The organism is Stenotrophomonas sp. Steno-C17, from assembly GCF_056393165.1.
The window spans coordinates 59992-78608 of sequence record NZ_JBWJPD010000005.1; the positions used below are offsets into that span (position 1 = coordinate 59992).

Below are 18617 nucleotides of genomic sequence, written 5' to 3' on the forward strand. Positions count from 1 at the left end.
CATGGCCTACAATCCCCGCATGACTGATTCCGCGCGAACCGCTGAAGCGGACCTGGCGATCATCGGTGGCGGCGCCGCCGGCGTACTGGTGGCCCTGCACGTGCTGCAGCAGGCCCGGCAGCCGCTGCGCATCGTCCTGTTCGAGCCGGCCTCGCAGCCGGCGCAGGGCATCGCCTATTCCACACCGTGGCCCGAGCACCTGTTGAACGTGCCGGCGGCGAAGATGAGCGCGTTCCCCGATCAGCCCGGCGATTTCCTCGATTACCTGGAAGCCGCCAACGCCTATCCGGGTGAAGCACGCGACGTGCTGGGCGAGCGCTATGTCTGCCGCCATTACTTCGCACGCTACCTGCAGCAGCGCCTGCAGCAGGCGGTTGCGGCCAGCCCCGCAGCGCTGCAGGTGATCGCCCAGCCAGTACTGGCGCTGCAGGTGGATGCGCACGGCTGCCAGCTGCAGCTGGGCGATGGCCAGACGCTGCGCGCCGCACAGGCGGTGCTGGCCACCGGCAACAGCATGCGCCCGCTGCCCGTGCCCGGCGCCAATGCCCTGCCTGCCGATGCCGTGGTCGAAGCCTGGGATTATGACGGCGTGCGCACGTTGGCCGGCACGCAGGCACTGGCCATCGTCGGCTCCGGCTTGAGCATGGCCGACACCGTGCTGGCCCTCGTGGCTGCCGGCCATAGCGGCCCGCTGCATGTCATTTCCCGTCATGGACTGCTGCCGTTGCCGCACGACCATGGCGCGCTGCCCAGCTTCGATCCCGCCAGCCTGCTGCCGCTCAGCTTGCGCCAGCGGCTGCGCGCGCTGCGCCAGCACGCCCGCCAACTGCAGGCCGAAGGACAGCCGTGGCAGGGCGTGATGGACCGCATCCGCGCCCATGGGCAGGCCCTGTGGTGCAGCCTGGATGAAGCCGACCAGCGCCGCTTCCTGCGCCATGTGGTGCGCTACTGGGACGTGCATCGTCATCGCATCGCCGAAGACATCCACGCGCAGCTGCAGGCACTGCAGGCCACGGGCCAGCTGCAGATCCACCGCGCGCGGCTGCAGCAGGTGCGCCAGCAGGACGGCGCCCTGCTGCTGAGCGGGCGCAGCGCCGACGGTGCCGACCAGGCCTGGGCCGTGGCCGGCATCATCAACGCCACCGGCGTGGAAACCCGCGCCAGCGCGCTGCGCAATCCGCTGCTGCAGCAGTTGCTGGCCGACGGCGTGGCGCGGCCGGGGCCGCATGGGCTGGGCCTGGACAGCAGCGTGCCCGGCGATCGCCTGCACGACGCGCAGGGCCGGCCGCAGCCGCGGCTGGGCGTGCTGGGCAGCCTGCGCATCGGCAGCCTGTGGGAGAGCCTGGCCGTGCCTGAACTGCGTCAGCAGGCGCAGGCGCTGGCCGCACAGGTGGTCGCAGGGCACGCGACCCCGATGCCGTAAAATGGGGGCATGGATGTCTCCCACCTGCTTGATGGCCTGAACCCGGCCCAGCGCGACGCCGTCTCTGCTCCCCCCGGCCACCACCTGGTGCTGGCCGGCGCCGGTTCGGGCAAGACCCGCGTGCTTACCCACCGCATCGCCTGGCTGCATGAAGTCTTCGGCGTGCCCACCCACGGCATTTTCGCGGTCACCTTCACCAACAAGGCGGCCGGTGAAATGCGCCACCGCATCGACGCTCAGCTGCCCAACGGCAGCCGCGGCATGTGGATCGGCACCTTCCACGGCCTGGCCAACCGCCTGCTGCGCCTGCACTGGCAGGACGCCAAGCTCCCCGAAGGCTTCCAGGTCATGGATTCGGACGACCAGCTGCGGCTGGTCAAGCGCGTGGTGCAGGCGCTGGAGATCGACGACAGCAAGCACCCGCCCAAGCAGATTGCGTGGTGGATCAACGAGCAGAAGGACGAGGGGCGCCGCCCGCAGCACATCCAGCCCGAGCCGCACGACGCGTGGCTGGAAACCATGCGCCAGGCGTACATCGAATACCAGGCGCGCTGCGACCGCGCCGGCCTGGTCGACTTCGCCGAACTGCTGCTGCGCGCGCATGAACTGCTGCGCGACAACCCGGCCCTGCTGGCGCACTACCGCGCCCGATTCCGCGAAATCCTGGTGGATGAATTCCAGGATACCAATGCCATCCAGTACGCCTTCGTGCGCGTGCTGGCCGGGCACGAAGGCCACGTATTCGTGGTGGGCGACGATGACCAGGCCATCTACGGCTGGCGTGGGGCCAAGGTCGAGAACGTGCAGGGCTTCCTGCGCGATTTCCCCGGCGCGCAGACCATCCGCCTGGAACAGAACTACCGTTCCACCGCTAACATCCTGGGCGCCGCCAACGCGGTGATCGCGCACAACCCGGACCGCATCGGCAAGGAACTGTGGACCGACAGCGGCGATGGCGAGCCGATCGACCTGTACGCCGCGTACAACGAAATGGACGAGGCGCGCTACATCGTCGAACGCGCCCGCCAGTGGGTGCGCGACGGTGGCAGCTACACCGAAGTGGCCGTGCTCTACCGCAGCAACGCGCAGTCGCGCGCGCTGGAAGAAGCGCTGCTGAGCGAACAGGTACCGTACCGCGTGTATGGCGGCATGCGCTTCTTCGAGCGTGCCGAAATCAAGGACGCGCTGGCCTACCTGCGCCTGCTGTCCAACCGCAACGACGATGCCGCCTTCGAGCGCGCGGTGAACACGCCCACCCGTGGCATTGGCGAACGCACGCTGGACGAAGTACGTCGCGAAGCGCGTGCGCAGGGCCTCTCGCTGTGGGAAGCCACCATGCTGGTCACCCAGGGCACCGCGCTGGCCGCACGCGCACGCAACGCGCTGGCCGGCTTCCTGGTGCTGGTCAACGAGCTGCAGGCACAGACCCTGCACATGACCCTGGCCGAGCGCGTGGACCACATCCTGTCGCGCTCGCAGCTGCGCGAGCACTGGAGCAAGGAAAGCCGCAATTCCCTGGATTCGGAATCGCGCACCGACAACCTGGACGAACTGGTGTCGGTGGCCTCGCGCTTCGTGCGCCGTGCCGATGACATCGAGGAAGTGGGCGAGGAAATGGATGAGCTGGTCGCTTTCCTGGCCTACGCCGCGCTGGAGGCCGGTGAAGGCCAGGCGCAGGCGGGCGAGGAAGGCGTGCAGCTGATGACCCTGCACTCGGCCAAGGGCCTGGAGTTCCCGCTGGTGTTCCTGGCCGGCATGGAAGACGGCCTGTTCCCCAGCGCACGCTCGCTGGAAGAAAGCGGGCGGCTGGAAGAAGAGCGCCGCCTGGCCTACGTGGGCATTACCCGTGCACGACAGAAGCTGGTGCTGTGCTACGCCGAATCGCGGCGCATCCACGGCCAGGACAACTACAGCCTGCCGTCACGCTTCCTGCGCGAGATCCCGCGCGAGCTGCTGCACGAAGTGCGCCCGAAGGTGCAGGTCTCGCGCCCGGCCTCGCTGGGCAGCAGCCGGGTGATGGGCCATGCCTCGATCGAGGCACCGCCGTTGAAGCTGGGTGCCCTGGTCACCCATCCCAAGTTCGGCGAAGGCATGGTGACCGACTACGAAGGCAGCGGCGCGCACGCCCGCGTGCAGGTCGAGTTCGCCGATGCCGGCAGCAAATGGCTGGTGATGGCCTACGCCAACCTGACGGTGATCTGATCACCGTCAGGGTCAGATCCCTCCCGCGGGGAGGGCTCTGACCCGCTCTGCGAGCTCCTGTAGAGTCGAGCTTGCTCGACTGCTCTGCGCGTTCAGTCGAGCAAGCTCGACTCTACGAAAGCGGTGGGGCGTCAGTCTGTGGTGAATTTCTCCACCGCGGAAATCACGCTCGCGCGATCCATCAGCGCTTCATCTTGCCAATTGCGGATCAGCACGTAGGTCCCTTCGCGCGGCGACAGCACCTCGATCTGCGAGCTCCTGTAGAGTCGAGCTTGCTCGACTGCTTTGCACGTTCAGTCGAGCAAGCTCGACGCTACGAAAGCGGTGGGGCGTCATTCTGTGGTGAATTTCTCCAACGCGGAAATCACGCTCGCGCGATCCATCAGCGCTTCATCCTTCCGATTGCGGATCAGCACGTAGGTCCCTTCGCGCGGCGACAGCACCTCGATCTGCGAGCTCCTGTAGAGTCGAGCTTGCTCGACTGCTTTGCGCGTTCAGTCGAGCAAGCTCGACGCTACCAAAGCGGTGGGGCGTCATTCTGTGGTGAATTTCTCCACCGCGGAAATCACACTTGCGCGATCCATCAGCGCTTCATCCTTCCGATTGCGGATCAGCACGTAGGTCCCTTCGCGCGGCGACAGCACTTCGATCACTTCGCCGCGGTAGTTGGTGATCTCGATGAAGCCGTTGCCCACACCGTTGAGGTTGTCGATCTCGGCTACCAACGTCTCCAGGCTCACGATGGCGCCGTCCTTGTCCGTTCCGCCGCCAGTGCGGGGATTGTCGAAGTACACGCTTATCTTCGGCTGCCTGGTCCTATGCCAGTTGTTGACGTCAACGATGTGATGTGTGGACCACTTGAAGTCCTCTGCTGATTCGTTGCCGTTGAACTCACACCGGAAGATCGGCAAGCACAGGAACAGACCCGTGCGCTTCTCGATTCGGTTCAGAAGCCCGTGATACGTGCTGGGCACCGCCATCGCATGAGTGAACCCATAGGCGTTGGAAAGAACTTCAAAGATCGTTGGCCCATCATGTGAAAGACGGGGCGGCGCGTTCAGTACAACGCTGGCGGCGAACTCCGGATCATCGACATTCCTGGACGCGATCGCGAGGTCATGTCCCTTGGCATTCCTTATGCAGCAGTAGAGCACGTACGTCGCGACTACGTACTTGCTGAAGTAGCAGCCGTGTGCTTCGGCTACCTCTGCGAACGTCGTTAGCAGGTCATCCTTGGTGATCATGTGCATCTGGACGTTTAAAAACACCATGATGGTTGCTGATGCGTTCTTGGGCTATGCAACTTTTCTGAAAGCACATGGGGTCAGAGCCCTTTTCCGATGGAAAAGCGATCCGACCCCGATTACGCTGCGGCCATGACCCGCAACGTGCTCTTCCTCTGCAGCCAGAACCGCCTGCGCAGCCCCACGGCCGAGCAGGTGTTTGCCGATTGGCCCGGCATCGAAACCGCCTCGGCGGGCTTGCTGGCCGACGCCGAGGAAGTGCTCAGCCCCGAGCTGCTGCAGTGGGCCGACTTGGTGTTCGTGATGGAAAAGGCACACCGCAACCGGCTGTCCAGCCGCTACAAGGCATGGCTGAACGGCAAGCGGGTGATCTGCCTGGATATTCCCGACGACTACGACTACATGGACCCGGTGCTGGTGGAACTGCTGAAGCGCAAGGTGCCGCCGTTCCTGCGCTGAGCGTGGGAACGTCCCGTAGAGTCGAGCTTGCTCGACTGCCCCTACGAAAAAGCAGTCGAGCAAGCTCGACTCTACGGATCGGGGACCTCAGTCCTGCGCCTTCGAGCCCGTCGCGGCATCCTGCTCGGACATAGACTGCTGCAGGCTGCTGGTGAAGTTCTTCACCGCGCGCTCCAACGCGATCTCCCAGTTCTCGCGCGAGACGATCTGGAAAATGTTGGCGCCGTGGCCGGTGGCCGTGAAGGTTCGGGCCTGACCGTCCTTGCGGGCGGTCACATCGACCGCTATGTCGGCCAGCATCTGCTGGGTCGAAGACGCGGCACGCCAGAAGTTCATTGGCATCTTCACCGAGAAATCGGTCAAGGTTGCTTCCAGTTCCGTGCAGGTGGCCGTGCACTGGTCTGTCGTGCGGTAGCCCATGTTGCGCAGGGCCTGGATCATGATCTCGCGCGCCTTGTCCGGGGCGGTGGACGACTCAAGGGACACCAGCACGCCATTGTTGCCGCGGATGACGCCACCGATGCTCTGCGGGCGCTCCGCAGCCGCCACCTGCGGGAAGTACGTCGTGCGACCATCGCGCACCGGCGCGATGACGACCACCGGGCCCTGCTCGGGATTGACCCGGATGTCAGGCGCGTTCACCCGCACGACTTCGGTGCGGATGCCGCAGCCAGTGAGCAACAGCAGCAGCGTGGCTGCAATGATCGACTTCATGTATTCCCCCTGTTGGAATGATGTCCTTGCACTGCGCATTATCGCTTGGCTGCCAGGCAGGGGGAGCGGAACGGGTCAGGAAGAAGCAGTCGAGCAAGCTCGACTCTACAATGGGCGGTGACATCTTCCAGGAACGCCGCCATGACCGAACCCACGCTGCACGTTACCGTGACCTTGAATGCCAGGCTGCAGCCTGCGCATCGCCACGAACTGTTCGAGGACCCGCTGGACGCGCTGCTGCAGGCGGCCGGGATCGGTGAGATCACCGGCGGCGGCACCGCGATCTCCGACGAGGGCGAAGTCGAGTACGGTGATATCGAAGTGGCGCTGCACGGCGCCGCCGACGTACCCAAGCTGGTTGACCTGCTGGAACAGCTGGGCGCACCGAAGGGGTCCAAGGTGCAGGGCGCGGGCGAGGCCGATCGCAGCTTTGGCGTCACCGAGGGGCTGGGCATCTATCTTGACGGTCTGAACCTGCCGGACGAGGTGTACGAGCAGTGCGATTCGAACCATGTGTTCGAGCAGCTGTCCGAGCGCATCGACGGCCTGGGCGAGATCTGCAGCTGGTGGCAGGGGCCGACAGAGACCGCGCTGTACATGTATGGCCAGTCGTTTGCCGCGATGCAGGCGGCCATTGCCGAGTTCGTCGCCAGCTACCCGCTGTGCCAGAACGCGCGCGTCGTGCAGATCGCCTGAGGTGAGCACGACTCTCATGGATGATGCCGCTGCCGGCGGCGATCACACGTCGCGGGTGGTCACCCATTTCCGGGAAATGTTGATGGCCCTGCTGCCGGCCATGCCCGTCGAGCTGATCGAGGAAGAGCCGGATCTGGCGGACCTGTACGCCTTCCAGTGCCACCGGCTGGAAGCGCTGCCGACCTGGCTGGATGCGCGCGCGCGGCAGCTGCTGAGCGAGCAGGGCCTGCCGCGCCAGGCGGCGCCCTACCTGTCGTTCTTCGATGGCGAGCGGGCAGGCGCGCTTTCCGCCAGCCTGCCGGCCCCTGGCCTGGCCATCGGCCACGACGGCGGCGGCAACCTGCTGGCCATCGATGCGGCCAGCGGTGAAGTGGTGATGTGGGACCACGACAACGGTGACGCACGCGTATTCGTCAACCGCGACCTGCTGCATTTCGCCGCCTGCCTGTGCGAGTTTCCGTACTTCGTGGAGGACCCGGCCGGGTTCCTGCCGGTGGTCGCGGATATCGATCCGCAGGCAGCAGCGGAAGGCAGCTTCTGGCGCGACGAACACTAGCGCGTAGCGCCGCGCGTGCTCGACGTGCGTGGTGCCTGTCGAGCACGCCCGGCGCTACGAACGCGTGGGTCGCGTGTTACCGGCAGGCGGCCTCTCGTGCGTTGTCGCGCAGGGCCAGATCCTTGCCGACCTGATAGCCGCCGTAAAGCATGGCGAGAACGCCGATGACAATCCATAGGATTGTGCGCGGGACGGCGGCCGGTTCTGGTTTGCGTTCGTGCATGGCGATCTCCTTGAAGGCGGTGGATGCTGCGCGGCCAGCATGTACAGCTGCCGTTGATCGAGCAAGCTCGACGCTACGCGGAAGCGGGGCTGCGCACCTGCTCCCAATCCAGGCCGAACTTCGCCAGATACTTGCGCAGGCGGTCGGCGTCGTTGGTACTGGCGCGCTGGGTGCGCGACACCGCGAACAGCTCGCGTCCGGCGGCGGAAAGCGACTTTGAGCGCGCGCAGACGCGTACCACCTCTTCCAGCTGCACGCGGTCGAAGCGATCCAGCTGGTCAGCGGCATCGCCCAGCAGGGCCTGCAACGGAGAGGGCGCTTCGCCGCCGCGCCACTGGCGACGCAGGCGGGCAATCTCCTCGTCCACGCCCTCGGTCTGGATGCGGCCGGCATTTGCCAGCGTGGCCAGGCGCATGATCGATGCGCCCAGGTCGCGGAAGTTGCCGCGCCAGGCCGCCTCACCGCTGGTAGCAAAGGCCAGGTAGCGTGCGCGCGCTTCCACGTTGAAGCGCACCCGCGCATGCTGCTGCTGCGACCAGCGCTCCAGTTCGAACTCGATGTTCGGCTCGATATCCTCGCTGCGCTCGGCCAGGCCCGGCAGGTGGTAGGTCCACAGGTTCAGGCGTGCCAGCAGATCCTCGCGGAAGCGGCCCTCCAGCACCGATTGCTGCAGGTCGCGGTTGGTGCCGGCGATCAGCTGGAATTCGCTTTCCACTTCGCGATCGCTGCCAACCGGCAGGAAGCGCTTCTCTTCCAGTGCGCGCAGCAGCATGGCCTGTTCGTCCAGTCCCAGTTCGCCGATCTCATCCAGGAACAGCAGGCCCTGGTGCGCCGAGCGCAGCAGGCCGGCGCGATCGGACGACGCACCGGTATAGGCGCCCTTGGTGTGCCCAAACAGCGTGCTCATCGCACCATCGCCGCGCAGGGTGGCGCAGTTCACTTCGACGAAGCGGCCGGGCAGCTGGTGCTTGAGCTTCTTCAGCTCGAACACGCGCTTGGCCAGTTGGCTCTTGCCGGCGCCAGTGGGGCCCATCAGCAGCATGGGGGCGCGCGAACGTGTGGCCACCGTTTCGATCTGTTCGATCATCGCGTTGAAGGCCGCGTTGCGGGTGGCGATGCCGCTCTTCAGCAGGTCACGGTCCTGCAGCTGCTGCTGGGCGAAGCGCTGGGCGATGTGGTCGTAGCGCGACAGGTCCAGATCGATGACCGCGTAGCTGCCGGCCGCGCCATCCTGCTTGCGCGGTGGCGAGGTCTGCAGCAGGCGGCCGGGGAAGTGCCGGCTTTCGGTGAGCAGGAACCAGCAGATCTGCGCCACGTGGGTGCCGGTGGTGATGTGGACGAAGTAGTCCTCCTCGTCCGGCTGGAACGGGTAGCTGGCCAGGAAGTCGTGCAGGGTGGCGTAGACCCCTTCGAATTCCCAGGGATCGGCCAGGTAGGTGTCGTGCCGACGCACCTCCAGGCCCGGCGCGGCCTGCTGCAGGTCCTCGCACACCACGCGCGCCAGCTTGGCGTAGCGGCGCTCGTCCAGCAGCAGCTCGACGCGGTCGGGCAGGAAATCCTCGTGCATGCCCAGCGACACCGTCGGCCGCCATTTCTGCCAGCGGCCGGGGCCTTCGCCCGTGTCGAGCTGGGTGCCGAGCATGCCGAAGACTACCTGTCGCCGTGACATATCCATTCCTATAGAAGACGCGCCAAAACTATATAGAAAAATCGGCAATAAAAGCGCTGCCTGCCGCGCGGTTCTGGAAAAAGACCATTAAAAACAATGAATTGTGTCTGTTGCGAAAAAGTTGGCACGGCCATTGCTCTATACCAGGCAAGACACGAAGCGGGCCGTTCCCGCCGAGGACACCACGATGGCCAACCTGACGCTCTTCTCCACCCCGCGTGCCGGGTCGCTGCCGCCGGCCACCACCGTCAATGAAGCCGGTGGCCTGGCCTACCGCCGCGACCCCCGCGCTGCGCTGGCCCTGTATGCGGCCACCGGCTGCCTCAACAACACCTTCTACAGCAACGCCGACGCGCAGCTGCAGCAGGTGCTGGCGCTGGCCGCGCAGGTCGATCCGGACTTCGTGGCACGCACGGCGGTGTACGCCCGCCAGGTGGCGCACATGAAGGACATGCCGGCGCTGCTGCTGGCGGTGCTCAGCCTGCGCAACGCCGAGGTCTTCGCCAAGGTGTTCCCGCGGGTGATCGACAACGGTCGCCAGCTGCGCACCTTCGTGCAGATCATGCGCAGCGGCCAGATCGGCCGCCGTTCGCTGGGCTCGCTGCCCAAGCGTCTGGTGCGTGAGTGGATCCAGCAGGCGCCGGTGCAGACGCTGCTGCATGCAGCCATCGGCCAGCAGCCGTCGCTGGCCGACCTGATCCGCATGGTGCACCCCAAGCCGGCCAATGCCGAGCGCAAGGCGCTGTATGCGTGGATCGTCGGTCGGCCGTATGACGAGGCGCAGCTGCCGGCACGGGTGCAGGCGTACGAGGCGTTCAAGCGTGACCCGCAGGGACTGCCGCCGGAGCTGCCGTTCCAGTACTTCAGCACGCTGCCGCTGGATGCAGCGCAGTGGTCGGCGCTGGCGCGCAGCGCGTCGTGGCAGTCGATGCGGATGAACCTCAACACGTTCGCCCATAACGGCGTGTTCAACGATGCGGCGATGGTGGAGCTGATCGCCGCGCGGCTGCGTGACCCGCAGCAGGTACGTCGTTCGCGGGTGCTGCCATACCAGCTGCTGATGGCCTTCCACGCCGGCAAGGGCCTGCCGTTGCCGATCCTGGAAGCACTGCAGGATGCCATGGAGATCGCCACGGCATCGGTGCCGGTGCTGCCGGGGCGGGTGGTGGTTGCGGTGGACGTGTCCGGGTCCATGCAGTGGCCGCTGACCGGCTACCGCAAGGGCGCCAGTACGTCGGTGCGCTGTGTGGACGTGGCGGCGCTGATCGCGGCCTGTGTGCTGCGCGGTCAGCCGCAGGCCACCGTGCTGCCGTTCGATACCGAGGTGCGGCCGGTGCGGCTGAACCCGCGCGACAGCGTGATGACCCTGGCCCAGCAGTTGGCGATCAACGGCGGTGGCACCGCGGTCAGCGCGCCGCTGCAATACCTCAATCGTCGCCGCGAACAGGTCGATCTGCTGGTGCTGGTGTCGGACAACGAGAGCTGGCGTGACACCCGCCAGGGCGGTGCGACGGCCACGATGCAGGCGTGGGAGGTGCTGAAGCAGCGCTGCCCGCAGGCACGGCTGGTGTGCATCGACCTGCAGCCGGTGGCCAGCAGCCAGACCGTGCAGCGCGAGGACGTGCTGCACATCGGTGGCTTCAGCGATGCCGTGTTCGATCTGCTGGGCCAGTACGCGCAGGCACCGGTCGATGGCAGTGGCTGGGTGCAGCGCATCCAGGACATGACGTTGTAAGGCGGCACGGATGTCGCCAGGAACCGCCCGGCGGGCAATGGGGCCCGCCGGGCAGGGATCCGGAATTCGAGTTTTTGCGGTGAATGCTGGTGGAACTACATTGGTTGTCCCTTCGGGGTCGGGTTCAAGTCCCGCCTTTCCTGCCGGATGTGGGGAAAGAGACGTTCCACCCCTTTTGTCACCGCACCTGTTTCAACGCCGGCACTGCGAATGCCGGAGGAACTACAGCTTATGACGCTCCAGGTCGCGGGTTCGAATCCCGCCCGCTGCGGCAACGCAGCGGTAGCTCAGTGGTAGAGCAGGATGTTCCTCCCCTCTCGTCGCAGTACCGGCACCTTCGCTTTCGTTGCGCGGGGAATGCCGGCCGAACTACATCGGAAACCCTTCGGGGTCGGGTTCAAGTCCCGGCCACCTGCCACGGCAACGCGGCAGGTGGTGCGTTCGGCCACCTTTGTCACCGCACCTTCTTTGTTTTTGTATTGGATGAAAGGAAACATCACCATGACCACGATGAACCATGACGTGATCCAGCAGCCCGGCGCTGCACCCATCAAGCTGTGGACGCGCGGCGTGCCGCTGGAAGACCAGGCACGCGAACAGCTGCAGAACATCGCGCGCCTGCCGTTCATCCACAAGTGGATTGCGGTGATGCCCGACGTGCACCTGGGCAAGGGCGCGACCGTGGGTTCAGTGGTGCCGACCGTGGGCGCCATCATTCCCGCCGCGGTGGGCGTGGATATCGGCTGCGGCATGATGGCCGTGCGTACCACGCTGGATGCCAGCGACCTGCCGGACAACCTGTCGGCGGTGCGCAGCGCGATCGAACGCGCGGTGCCGCACGGCCGCAGCGTGACCCGCGGTGGCCGTGACAAGGGCAGCTGGGATACGCCGCCGGAGCTGGCCATCGAAGGCTGGAAGCAGCTGGTGGATGACTTCGCGCTGATCTGCGAGCGCCACCCGCGCCTGAAGAACACCAACAACCTCAAGCACCTGGGCACCCTGGGCACCGGCAACCACTTCGTGGAAGTGTGCCTGGACCAGGACCAGCGCGTGTGGTTCATGCTGCACTCCGGTTCGCGTGGCGTGGGCAATGCCATCGGCACCTACTTCATCGAACTGGCCAAGCAGGAAATGCGCCGCTGGATGATCAACCTGCCCGACCAGGACCTGGCGTACCTGCCCGAGGGCAGCCAGCACTACGGCGATTACGTGTTCGCAGTGGAGTGGGCGCAGCGCTTCGCACGCATGAACCGCGAGGTGATGATGCGCAACGTGGTGGCGGCCGTGCGCACGGTCATCAGCAAGCCGTTCGAGGCCCAGGCCGAGGCGGTGAACTGCCACCACAACTACGTGAACCGCGAGACCCACTTCGGCAAGGAAGTGATGCTGACCCGCAAGGGCGCGGTCAGTGCGCGCAAGGGCGAGCTGGGCATCATTCCGGGCAGCATGGGTGCCAAGAGCTTCATCGTGCGCGGGCTGGGCAACGAGGACAGCTTCCACAGCTGCAGCCACGGCGCCGGCCGCGTGATGAGCCGTACCCAGGCGCGCAAGCTGATTACCGTGGATGAGCACGCCAAGGCCACCGCGCACGTGGAATGCCGCAAGGATGCGGAGGTGGTGGATGAATCGCCGGCGGCCTACAAGCCGATCGAGGCGGTGATGGAGGCCCAGCGCGATCTGGTCGAGATCGTGCACACGCTGCGCCAGGTGGTGTGCGTGAAGGGATGAAGCGGGCCGCGCGCGGCGTACACTGCGTCGCGCGCGGCGGGATGGAGGAACCTACACATGGACATGATTGAACTTGATGGCGGGCATGGCGGCGGGCAGCTGCTGCGCTCGGCCCTGAGCCTGTGCACCGGCATTGGCTTCACCCTGCAGAACATCCGCGCGATCCGGCGCAAGCCGGGCTTGATGCGCCAGCACCTGACTGCCGTGAACGCGGCCGCGCGGGTCGGTAACGCCTGCACGCACGGCGCTGCGCTGGGTGCCACCACCCTGCGCTTCGAGCCGGGCGTGGTGACCGCTGGCGACTACCACTTCGCCACCGGCAGTGCCGGTTCGGCCACGCTGGTATTGCAGACCGTGCTGCCGGCACTGTGGCGTGCGCAACAGCCCTCGCGCCTGCGGCTGGAAGGTGGCACCCACAATCCGCTGGCGCCCAGCGCCGACTTCATTGCCGACAGCTACCTGCCGTCATTGGCAGGCATGGGCGTGCAGGCCTCGATGCAGCTGCTGCAGCACGGTTTCCATCCCGCCGGGGGTGGTGTGATCGAGGTGCAGGTACAGCCCTGCGCGGCGTTGCAGGTGCCGTGCTTCGAGCAGCGCCCGGTGCTGCAGTCGGTGCAGGCCCAGGTGCTGATGTCGGGGCTGTCCAGCGGCATTGGCCTGCGCGAGCTGCAGGTGCTGGCCGACACCTTGGGTGTCGACGCGCACCCGCGTCACGTGCAGTCGATCCGTCCGGCGCTGGGGCCGGGCAACGTCGCCCTGGTGCGCGTGCAGCACGGCCACCATGTGGAAGTATTCGATGGCCACGGCGAGCGCGGACTGAGCGCCGAGCAGGTGGGTGCACGCCTGGCCGCACGCGTGCAGCAGTACCTGCAGGGCAATGGCTATGTGGGGGAATACCTGTCCGACCAGCTGCTGTTGCCGATGGCGTTGGCCGGTGGTGGAAGCTTCACCACCCATGTCATCAGCGACCACTTGGCCAGCAATGCGCGGCTGATCGAGAAGTTCCTGCCGGTGGAATTCGACTGGCAGCCCCACGAGGGGGCCTGGCGGGTGACCGTCGAGGCGTAGCCAGCCTGGGGCTCGCCGGGCCATGCCCGGCGGGCGTCAACTCCGCGCATTGATCCTGCTCAAGGCACGGCGTGCACATCGGCTGTGTAATGGTGGTGTTCCCATTCGGCAGATCGCCACGGAGCCCTACCATGTACACGCGCATCCTGATCGCCACCGACGGTTCCGAGCTGGCCGACAAGGGCCTGGCCAAGGGCCTGGAGCTGGCCAAGGACCTCAACGCCGAGGTCGATATCGTGACGGTGTCCGAGCCGTGGGCGGTCGGCATGTACGACGCCATGGGCTGGAGCGTGGGCTACATGAACAGCCCCGAGTACAAGGCCGACCGCGAGGAAGGGGCACAGAAGGTGCTGCAGCCGGCGCTGGCCAAGGCTGCCGAGCAGGGCATCAAGGCCAACCCGGTGCATGTGCTGGACCGCTATGCGGCCGACGGCATCATCGAAACCGCCGCTGATCGCAACAGCGACCTGATCGTGATGACCTCGCACGGCCGCCGCGGGGTGACCCGGGTGCTGCTGGGCAGCCAGACCGCCGAAGTGCTGGCGCGCAGCTCGCTGCCGGTGCTGGTCATCCGCTGAATTCACGCGTTCCCGGGGAGGGGACCGACGCCGGTGCGCAGGATGCGTACCGGCGTCATCTTTTGTGCGGTTGGGCCGGGCCGATGCCGCTGATGGGGTCAGAGCCCGTTCCTGCGGAAAGGGATCCGACCCCGCGCTGCATCACCAGCTGTACAGCTTCCAGTACACCGGCGACACGCCATCCTTGTCGTTGTCCATGCGGCCGTCGCCGTTCCGGTCATACATGTAGAACGGTGCGCCCCGCGACGGGGTGACCTTGACCATGCGCAGCTGGCCGGACACGCGGTACTCCTCGATGGTATCGCCGTTGTCCATGGTGCGGCTGGACACTTCGGCACCCTTCACGTCCACCGGGGGAGCGCCGGCACCGCCCATGCTGGCGCAGCCAGCAAGCAGGAGCACGGACGCCAGCATCAGGGTCTTCATCGGCAGGGCCTTTGCCTGGATCGGGTCTTGATTATGCCCCATCACCGTGTCGCCGCCGTGCAGGCGTGGGCGCGTAGAATCGCCGCATGAGCAGATTAGTCCTGATCGACGGGTCCAGTTACCTGTACCGCGCGTTCCACGCGCTGCCGCCCCTGTCCAATGCACAGGGTGAACCCACCGGCGCGCTGTTCGGCGTGGTCAACATGCTGCGGTCCACGCTGAAGGAGCGCCCCGCGTACGTCGCCTTCGTCGTGGATGCGCCGGGCAAGACCTTCCGCGATGACCTGTACGACCAGTACAAGGCCAACCGCCCGCCCATGCCCGACGACCTGCGCAGCCAGGTGGAACCGATGTGCCGCATCGTCGAAGCGCTGGGCATCAGCATCCTGCGCATTCCCGGCGTGGAGGCCGACGATGTGATCGGCACGCTGGCCCTGCAGGGCGTGGCGCAGGACCTGAAGGTGACCATTTCCACCGGCGACAAGGATTTCGCCCAGCTGGTGCGCCCGGGCATCGAACTGGTGAACACCATGACCGGCAGCCGCATGGATTCCGATGCGGCGGTGATGGACAAGTTCGGCGTGCGCGCCGACCAGATCATCGACCTGCTGGCACTGATGGGCGACACCGTGGACAACGTCCCGGGTGTGGAGAAGTGCGGGCCGAAGACCGCGGCCAAGTGGCTGGCCGAATACCAGACGCTGGACGGCGTGATGGCGGCCGCGCCCACGATGAAGGGCAAGATCGGCGAGAACCTTCGCGCCGCGCTGGATCGCCTGCCGTTGAACCGCGAACTGGTGACCATCCGCACCGATGTGGAACTGGAGGCGAGCCCGACCACGCTGGCCATGCGTGATCAGGACGTGCCGGTGCTGTCCGAACTGTACGCACGCTACGGCTTCACCCAGGCGCTGAAGGAACTGGGTGGGCCGCTGCCGGCCCCGGCCGCCGCCAGCGAAGCCACCCCCAGCCTGCGCGGCACCGCCGCCGGTTTCGCCCGCGGCAGCGCCGAAGCGCCCGCCGCCGGTGAGCTGGACCCGGCCCTGTCCGCGCCCGGCGAGTACGAAACCGTGGTGACCGACGAACAGCTGCAGGCCTGGGTGCAGCGCCTGCAGCAGGCCGAGCTGATCAGCTTCGATACCGAAACCGATGCGCTGGACGCGATGCGTGCGCGCCTGGTCGGCATCAGCCTGGCGGTGGAGCCGGGCAAGGCGGCCTACATTCCGCTCGGCCACGACTACCCCGGTGCCCCGGCACAGCTGCCGCTGCAGCAGGTGCTGGACGCGCTGCGCCCGCTGCTGCAGGACCCGGCGAAGAAGAAGCTGGGCCAGCACGGCAAGTACGACCTGCACGTGCTGCGCCGCCATGGCGTGGACGTGCGGGGCTACCACGACGACACCATGCTTGAGAGCTTCGTGCTCAATTCCACGGCCACCCGCCACGACATGGATTCGCTGGCGCTGCGCTACCTGGGCTACAACACCATCAAGTTCGAGGACGTGGCCGGCAAGGGCGCCAAGCAGATTCCGTTCTCGCAGGTCGGTATCGACGAAGCCAGCCGCTACGCGGCCGAGGACGCCGACATCACCCTGCGCCTGCACCATGCGCTGCGCCCGCAGCTGCTGGCCGAACCGAGCCTGGACAGCGTCTACCGCAGCATCGAGATGCCGCTGGTGCCGGTGCTGACCACCATCGAAGCCAACGGCGTGCACATCGACACCGCCGAACTGCGCCGGCAGAGCCAGGACCTGTCCTCGCGCATGCTGGCCGCGCAGCAGAAGGCCACCGAGCTGGCCGGCCGCAGCTTCAACCTGGATTCGCCCAAGCAGTTGCAGGCCGTGCTGTTCGACGAGCTGAAGCTGCCGGCGGTGGTGAAGACGCCGAAGGGCCAGCCCAGCACGAACGAGGAGGCGCTGGAGGCCATTGCCGACCAGCACGAACTGCCGCGGGTGATCCTGGAGTACCGCGGCCTGGCCAAGCTGCGCAGCACCTATACCGACAAGCTGCCGGAGATGGTCAACCCGGATACCGGTCGCGTGCATACCAGCTACCACCAGTCCGGCGCCGCCACCGGCCGTCTGTCCTCGTCCGACCCGAACCTGCAGAACATTCCGATCCGCACCGACGATGGCCGCCGCATCCGCCGCGCGTTCGTCGCCCCGGAGGGCTGCCAGCTGCTGGCAGCCGACTATTCGCAGATCGAACTGCGGATCATGGCCCACCTGTCCGAAGACCCGGGCCTGGTGCGCGCTTTCGAACAGGGCGCCGACGTGCACCGCGCCACCGCCGCGGAAGTGTTCGGCCGCGCGCTGGACGAGGTGACGCCCAACGAGCGCCGCGCCGCCAAGGCCATCAACTTCGGCCTGATGTACGGCATGAGCGCCTTCGGCCTGGCCCGCAACCTGGGCATCGACCGCGGTCAGGCGCAGGACTACGTGGCGCTGTACTTCAGCCGCTACCCGGGCGTGCGTGACTTCATGGAGCGCATGCGCCAGCAGGCGCGCGAGCAGGGCTACGTGGAAACCCTGTTCGGCCGCCGCCTGTACCTGAACGACATCAACGCCCGCAACCAGGGCTTGCGCGCCGGCGCCGAACGCGCGGCCATCAACGCCCCCATGCAGGGCACCGCCGCAGACATCATCAAGCGGGCGATGGTGTCCGTGGACCAGTGGCTGCGCGACAGCAGGGCACCGGCGCGGATGATCCTGCAGGTGCACGATGAACTGGTTTTCGAAAGCGAGGCCGGTTTCACGGAGGAATTGCGTAAGCACGTGGTCGAACACATGTCGCAAGCGGCACAGTTGCGGGTACCGCTGGTGGTCGATACCGGGGTTGGCAGCAACTGGGACGAAGCGCACTGAGTCGCATTTCGGCCTTTAACGACGTGAATTCATTCATTTCAGGGCATTTTCTGACTCGAAGATGAATGTTTCCGGAGGGGCGCACGATTAAATGGGCGCCCTTCACGAACCGTTAGTGTTCGGGGTGTTTCTATAACTCTCGACAGGCGCAACGCCTGTTGTGGATCTCTCCCATCCCCTGGAGCAGATCTCGGAACGGGGGCTCCTCCCCAAGCGCCCGTTCCCCGGCCCCGTTGACCTCCCCCTGGTCAGCGGGGCTTTTTATTTGTGCCGCCGGAAACCGGCGGATCTGACCCCAGGTGCTAGGCTGGGCCATCGCTCCGCAGGGGAACCGGCAATGCACGATCTGTTCGCACTGGCGATGCCCTGGTGGGAGTTCATCCTGCGCGCGGTGGTGGTCTACACCGTGGTACTGGGCATGGTGCGGCTGGGCGGCAAGCGCGCGCTGGGGCAGATCACCCCGTTCGACGTGCTGCTGATCGTGCTGCTGGGCAACGCCGTACAGAACGCCTTGCTGGGCAGTGATACTTCACTGGGCGGTGGCCTGCTGCTGGCGGCCACGCTGATCCTGTTGAACTACGCCGTGGGCTGGCTGACCACGCGCAGCCGCCGCATGGAGCGGCTGATCGAAGGCGAACCGGTGGTGATTGCACGCGACGGCCGGCTGTTCGACAGCGTGCTGCGCCGTGAACAGGTCACTCGCGCCGATGTGGAAGCCGCATTGCGCCAGCAGGGCTGCCTGGGGGTGGATGAAGTCGCCCTGGCGCTGCTGGAGAACAACGGCCACATCACCATCATCCCGCGGCAGAAAGCGGCCGCGTGATACCGCGCCATATCGCGCGTGCCGACCGTGGTGCCCGCTTTCGCAATGTCGCGCGCGCCCGACCGTGGTGCCCGCTTTCGCAATGTCGCGCGTGCCGACTGTGGTGCCCGCTTTCGCAATGTCGCGTGCTCGACCTTGCGCCCCGCTCCGGTAGAGTCGAGCTTGCTCGACTGCTCTTGGCGCAATGCGAACAGCAGTCGAGCAAGCTCGAC

16 protein-coding genes are annotated in these 18617 nt (G+C 66.3%); 11 read left to right on the forward strand and 5 right to left on the reverse strand.

Translation table 11 applies throughout. From position 1 onward, the window contains the following. Position 1: 1 nt before the first annotated feature. Both AC06FA_RS06265 and uvrD read left to right on the forward strand, forming a co-directional pair. The gene (locus AC06FA_RS06265) at positions 2 to 1423 is read left to right on the forward strand and encodes an FAD/NAD(P)-binding protein (protein WP_478067556.1); all 1422 of its coding nucleotides are present in this window, start codon (positions 2 to 4) and stop codon (positions 1421 to 1423) included. Between the two features lie 9 nt (positions 1424 to 1432). Continuing rightward, entirely contained in the window at positions 1433 to 3625 is a 2193-nt protein-coding gene (uvrD, locus tag AC06FA_RS06270) for a DNA helicase II (protein ID WP_478067557.1), read from the forward strand. Between the two features lie 533 nt (positions 3626 to 4158). Here uvrD and AC06FA_RS06275 read toward each other — a convergent pair. Next, the gene (locus tag AC06FA_RS06275; protein WP_478067558.1) at positions 4159 to 4869 is read right to left on the reverse strand and encodes a hypothetical protein; all 711 of its coding nucleotides are present in this window, start codon (positions 4867 to 4869) and stop codon (positions 4159 to 4161) included. A gap of 132 nt (positions 4870 to 5001) precedes the next feature. Here AC06FA_RS06275 and AC06FA_RS06280 point away from each other — a divergent pair, with 132 nt between their 5' ends. Next, positions 5002 to 5328: a low molecular weight protein tyrosine phosphatase family protein gene (locus tag AC06FA_RS06280; protein ID WP_108757537.1), complete on the forward strand. Its 327-nt coding sequence runs from the start codon at positions 5002 to 5004 to the stop codon at positions 5326 to 5328. An 87-nt stretch (positions 5329 to 5415) separates the two neighbouring features. On the opposite strand, the gene AC06FA_RS06285 is transcribed toward AC06FA_RS06280, so the two are convergent. Beyond that, complete coding sequence (locus tag AC06FA_RS06285; RefSeq protein ID WP_478067559.1) at positions 5416 to 6042, reverse strand: hypothetical protein; 627 nt, start codon at positions 6040 to 6042, stop codon at positions 5416 to 5418. Between the two features lie 141 nt (positions 6043 to 6183). On the opposite strand from AC06FA_RS06285, the gene AC06FA_RS06290 reads away from it, so the two are divergent. Continuing rightward, positions 6184 to 6738, forward strand: a complete 555-nt coding sequence (locus tag AC06FA_RS06290; protein WP_478067560.1) for a hypothetical protein — start codon at positions 6184 to 6186, stop codon at positions 6736 to 6738. A gap of 1 nt (position 6739) precedes the next feature. Continuing rightward, positions 6740 to 7294, forward strand: a complete 555-nt coding sequence (locus AC06FA_RS06295) for an SUKH-4 family immunity protein (RefSeq protein ID WP_478067561.1) — start codon at positions 6740 to 6742, stop codon at positions 7292 to 7294. 76 nt (positions 7295 to 7370) lie between these two features. Here the strand turns inward: AC06FA_RS06295 and AC06FA_RS06300 are convergent, their stop codons facing one another. Together AC06FA_RS06300 and rtcR are read right to left on the reverse strand one after the other, a co-directional pair. After that, positions 7371 to 7517: a hypothetical protein gene (locus AC06FA_RS06300; protein WP_478067562.1), complete on the reverse strand. Its 147-nt coding sequence runs from the start codon at positions 7515 to 7517 to the stop codon at positions 7371 to 7373. Positions 7518 to 7590: 73 nt separating this feature from the next. Beyond that, the gene (gene rtcR, locus AC06FA_RS06305; protein ID WP_478067563.1) at positions 7591 to 9192 is read right to left on the reverse strand and encodes an RNA repair transcriptional activator RtcR; all 1602 of its coding nucleotides are present in this window, start codon (positions 9190 to 9192) and stop codon (positions 7591 to 7593) included. Positions 9193 to 9373: 181 nt separating this feature from the next. On the opposite strand from rtcR, the gene AC06FA_RS06310 reads away from it, so the two are divergent. The 4 genes from AC06FA_RS06310 to AC06FA_RS06325 all read left to right on the forward strand — a co-directional run bounded on the left by AC06FA_RS06310 (position 9374) and on the right by AC06FA_RS06325 (position 14295). Next, a complete protein-coding gene (locus AC06FA_RS06310) occupies positions 9374 to 10921 on the forward strand; it encodes a vWA domain-containing protein (RefSeq protein ID WP_478067564.1) in 1548 nt (515 codons plus the stop codon). A 501-nt stretch (positions 10922 to 11422) separates the two neighbouring features. Then, complete coding sequence (locus tag AC06FA_RS06315; RefSeq protein WP_478067565.1) at positions 11423 to 12649, forward strand: RtcB family protein; 1227 nt, start codon at positions 11423 to 11425, stop codon at positions 12647 to 12649. A 57-nt stretch (positions 12650 to 12706) separates the two neighbouring features. Continuing rightward, positions 12707 to 13717 carry an RNA 3'-terminal phosphate cyclase gene (gene rtcA / locus AC06FA_RS06320; protein ID WP_478067566.1) on the forward strand — a complete coding sequence of 337 codons (1011 nt, stop codon included), beginning with the start codon at positions 12707 to 12709 and terminating at the stop codon, positions 13715 to 13717. A gap of 131 nt (positions 13718 to 13848) precedes the next feature. Further along, on the forward strand, positions 13849 to 14295 hold the full coding sequence (locus AC06FA_RS06325; protein ID WP_108754591.1) for a universal stress protein: 447 nt from the start codon (positions 13849 to 13851) through the stop codon (positions 14293 to 14295). A 141-nt stretch (positions 14296 to 14436) separates the two neighbouring features. Here AC06FA_RS06325 and AC06FA_RS06330 read toward each other — a convergent pair whose 3' ends face one another. Next, positions 14437 to 14721: a DUF2782 domain-containing protein gene (locus AC06FA_RS06330; protein ID WP_108751337.1), complete on the reverse strand. Its 285-nt coding sequence runs from the start codon at positions 14719 to 14721 to the stop codon at positions 14437 to 14439. Positions 14722 to 14807: 86 nt separating this feature from the next. Here AC06FA_RS06330 and polA point away from each other — a divergent pair, with 86 nt between their 5' ends. Then, positions 14808 to 17582 (forward strand): DNA polymerase I, encoded by a 2775-nt coding sequence (polA, locus tag AC06FA_RS06335; RefSeq protein WP_478067567.1) that lies wholly within the window; start codon positions 14808 to 14810, stop codon positions 17580 to 17582. 337 nt (positions 17583 to 17919) lie between these two features. After that, on the forward strand, positions 17920 to 18405 hold the full coding sequence (locus AC06FA_RS06340) for a DUF421 domain-containing protein (protein WP_312707713.1): 486 nt from the start codon (positions 17920 to 17922) through the stop codon (positions 18403 to 18405). The last annotated feature ends 212 nt before the right edge of the window (positions 18406 to 18617 follow it).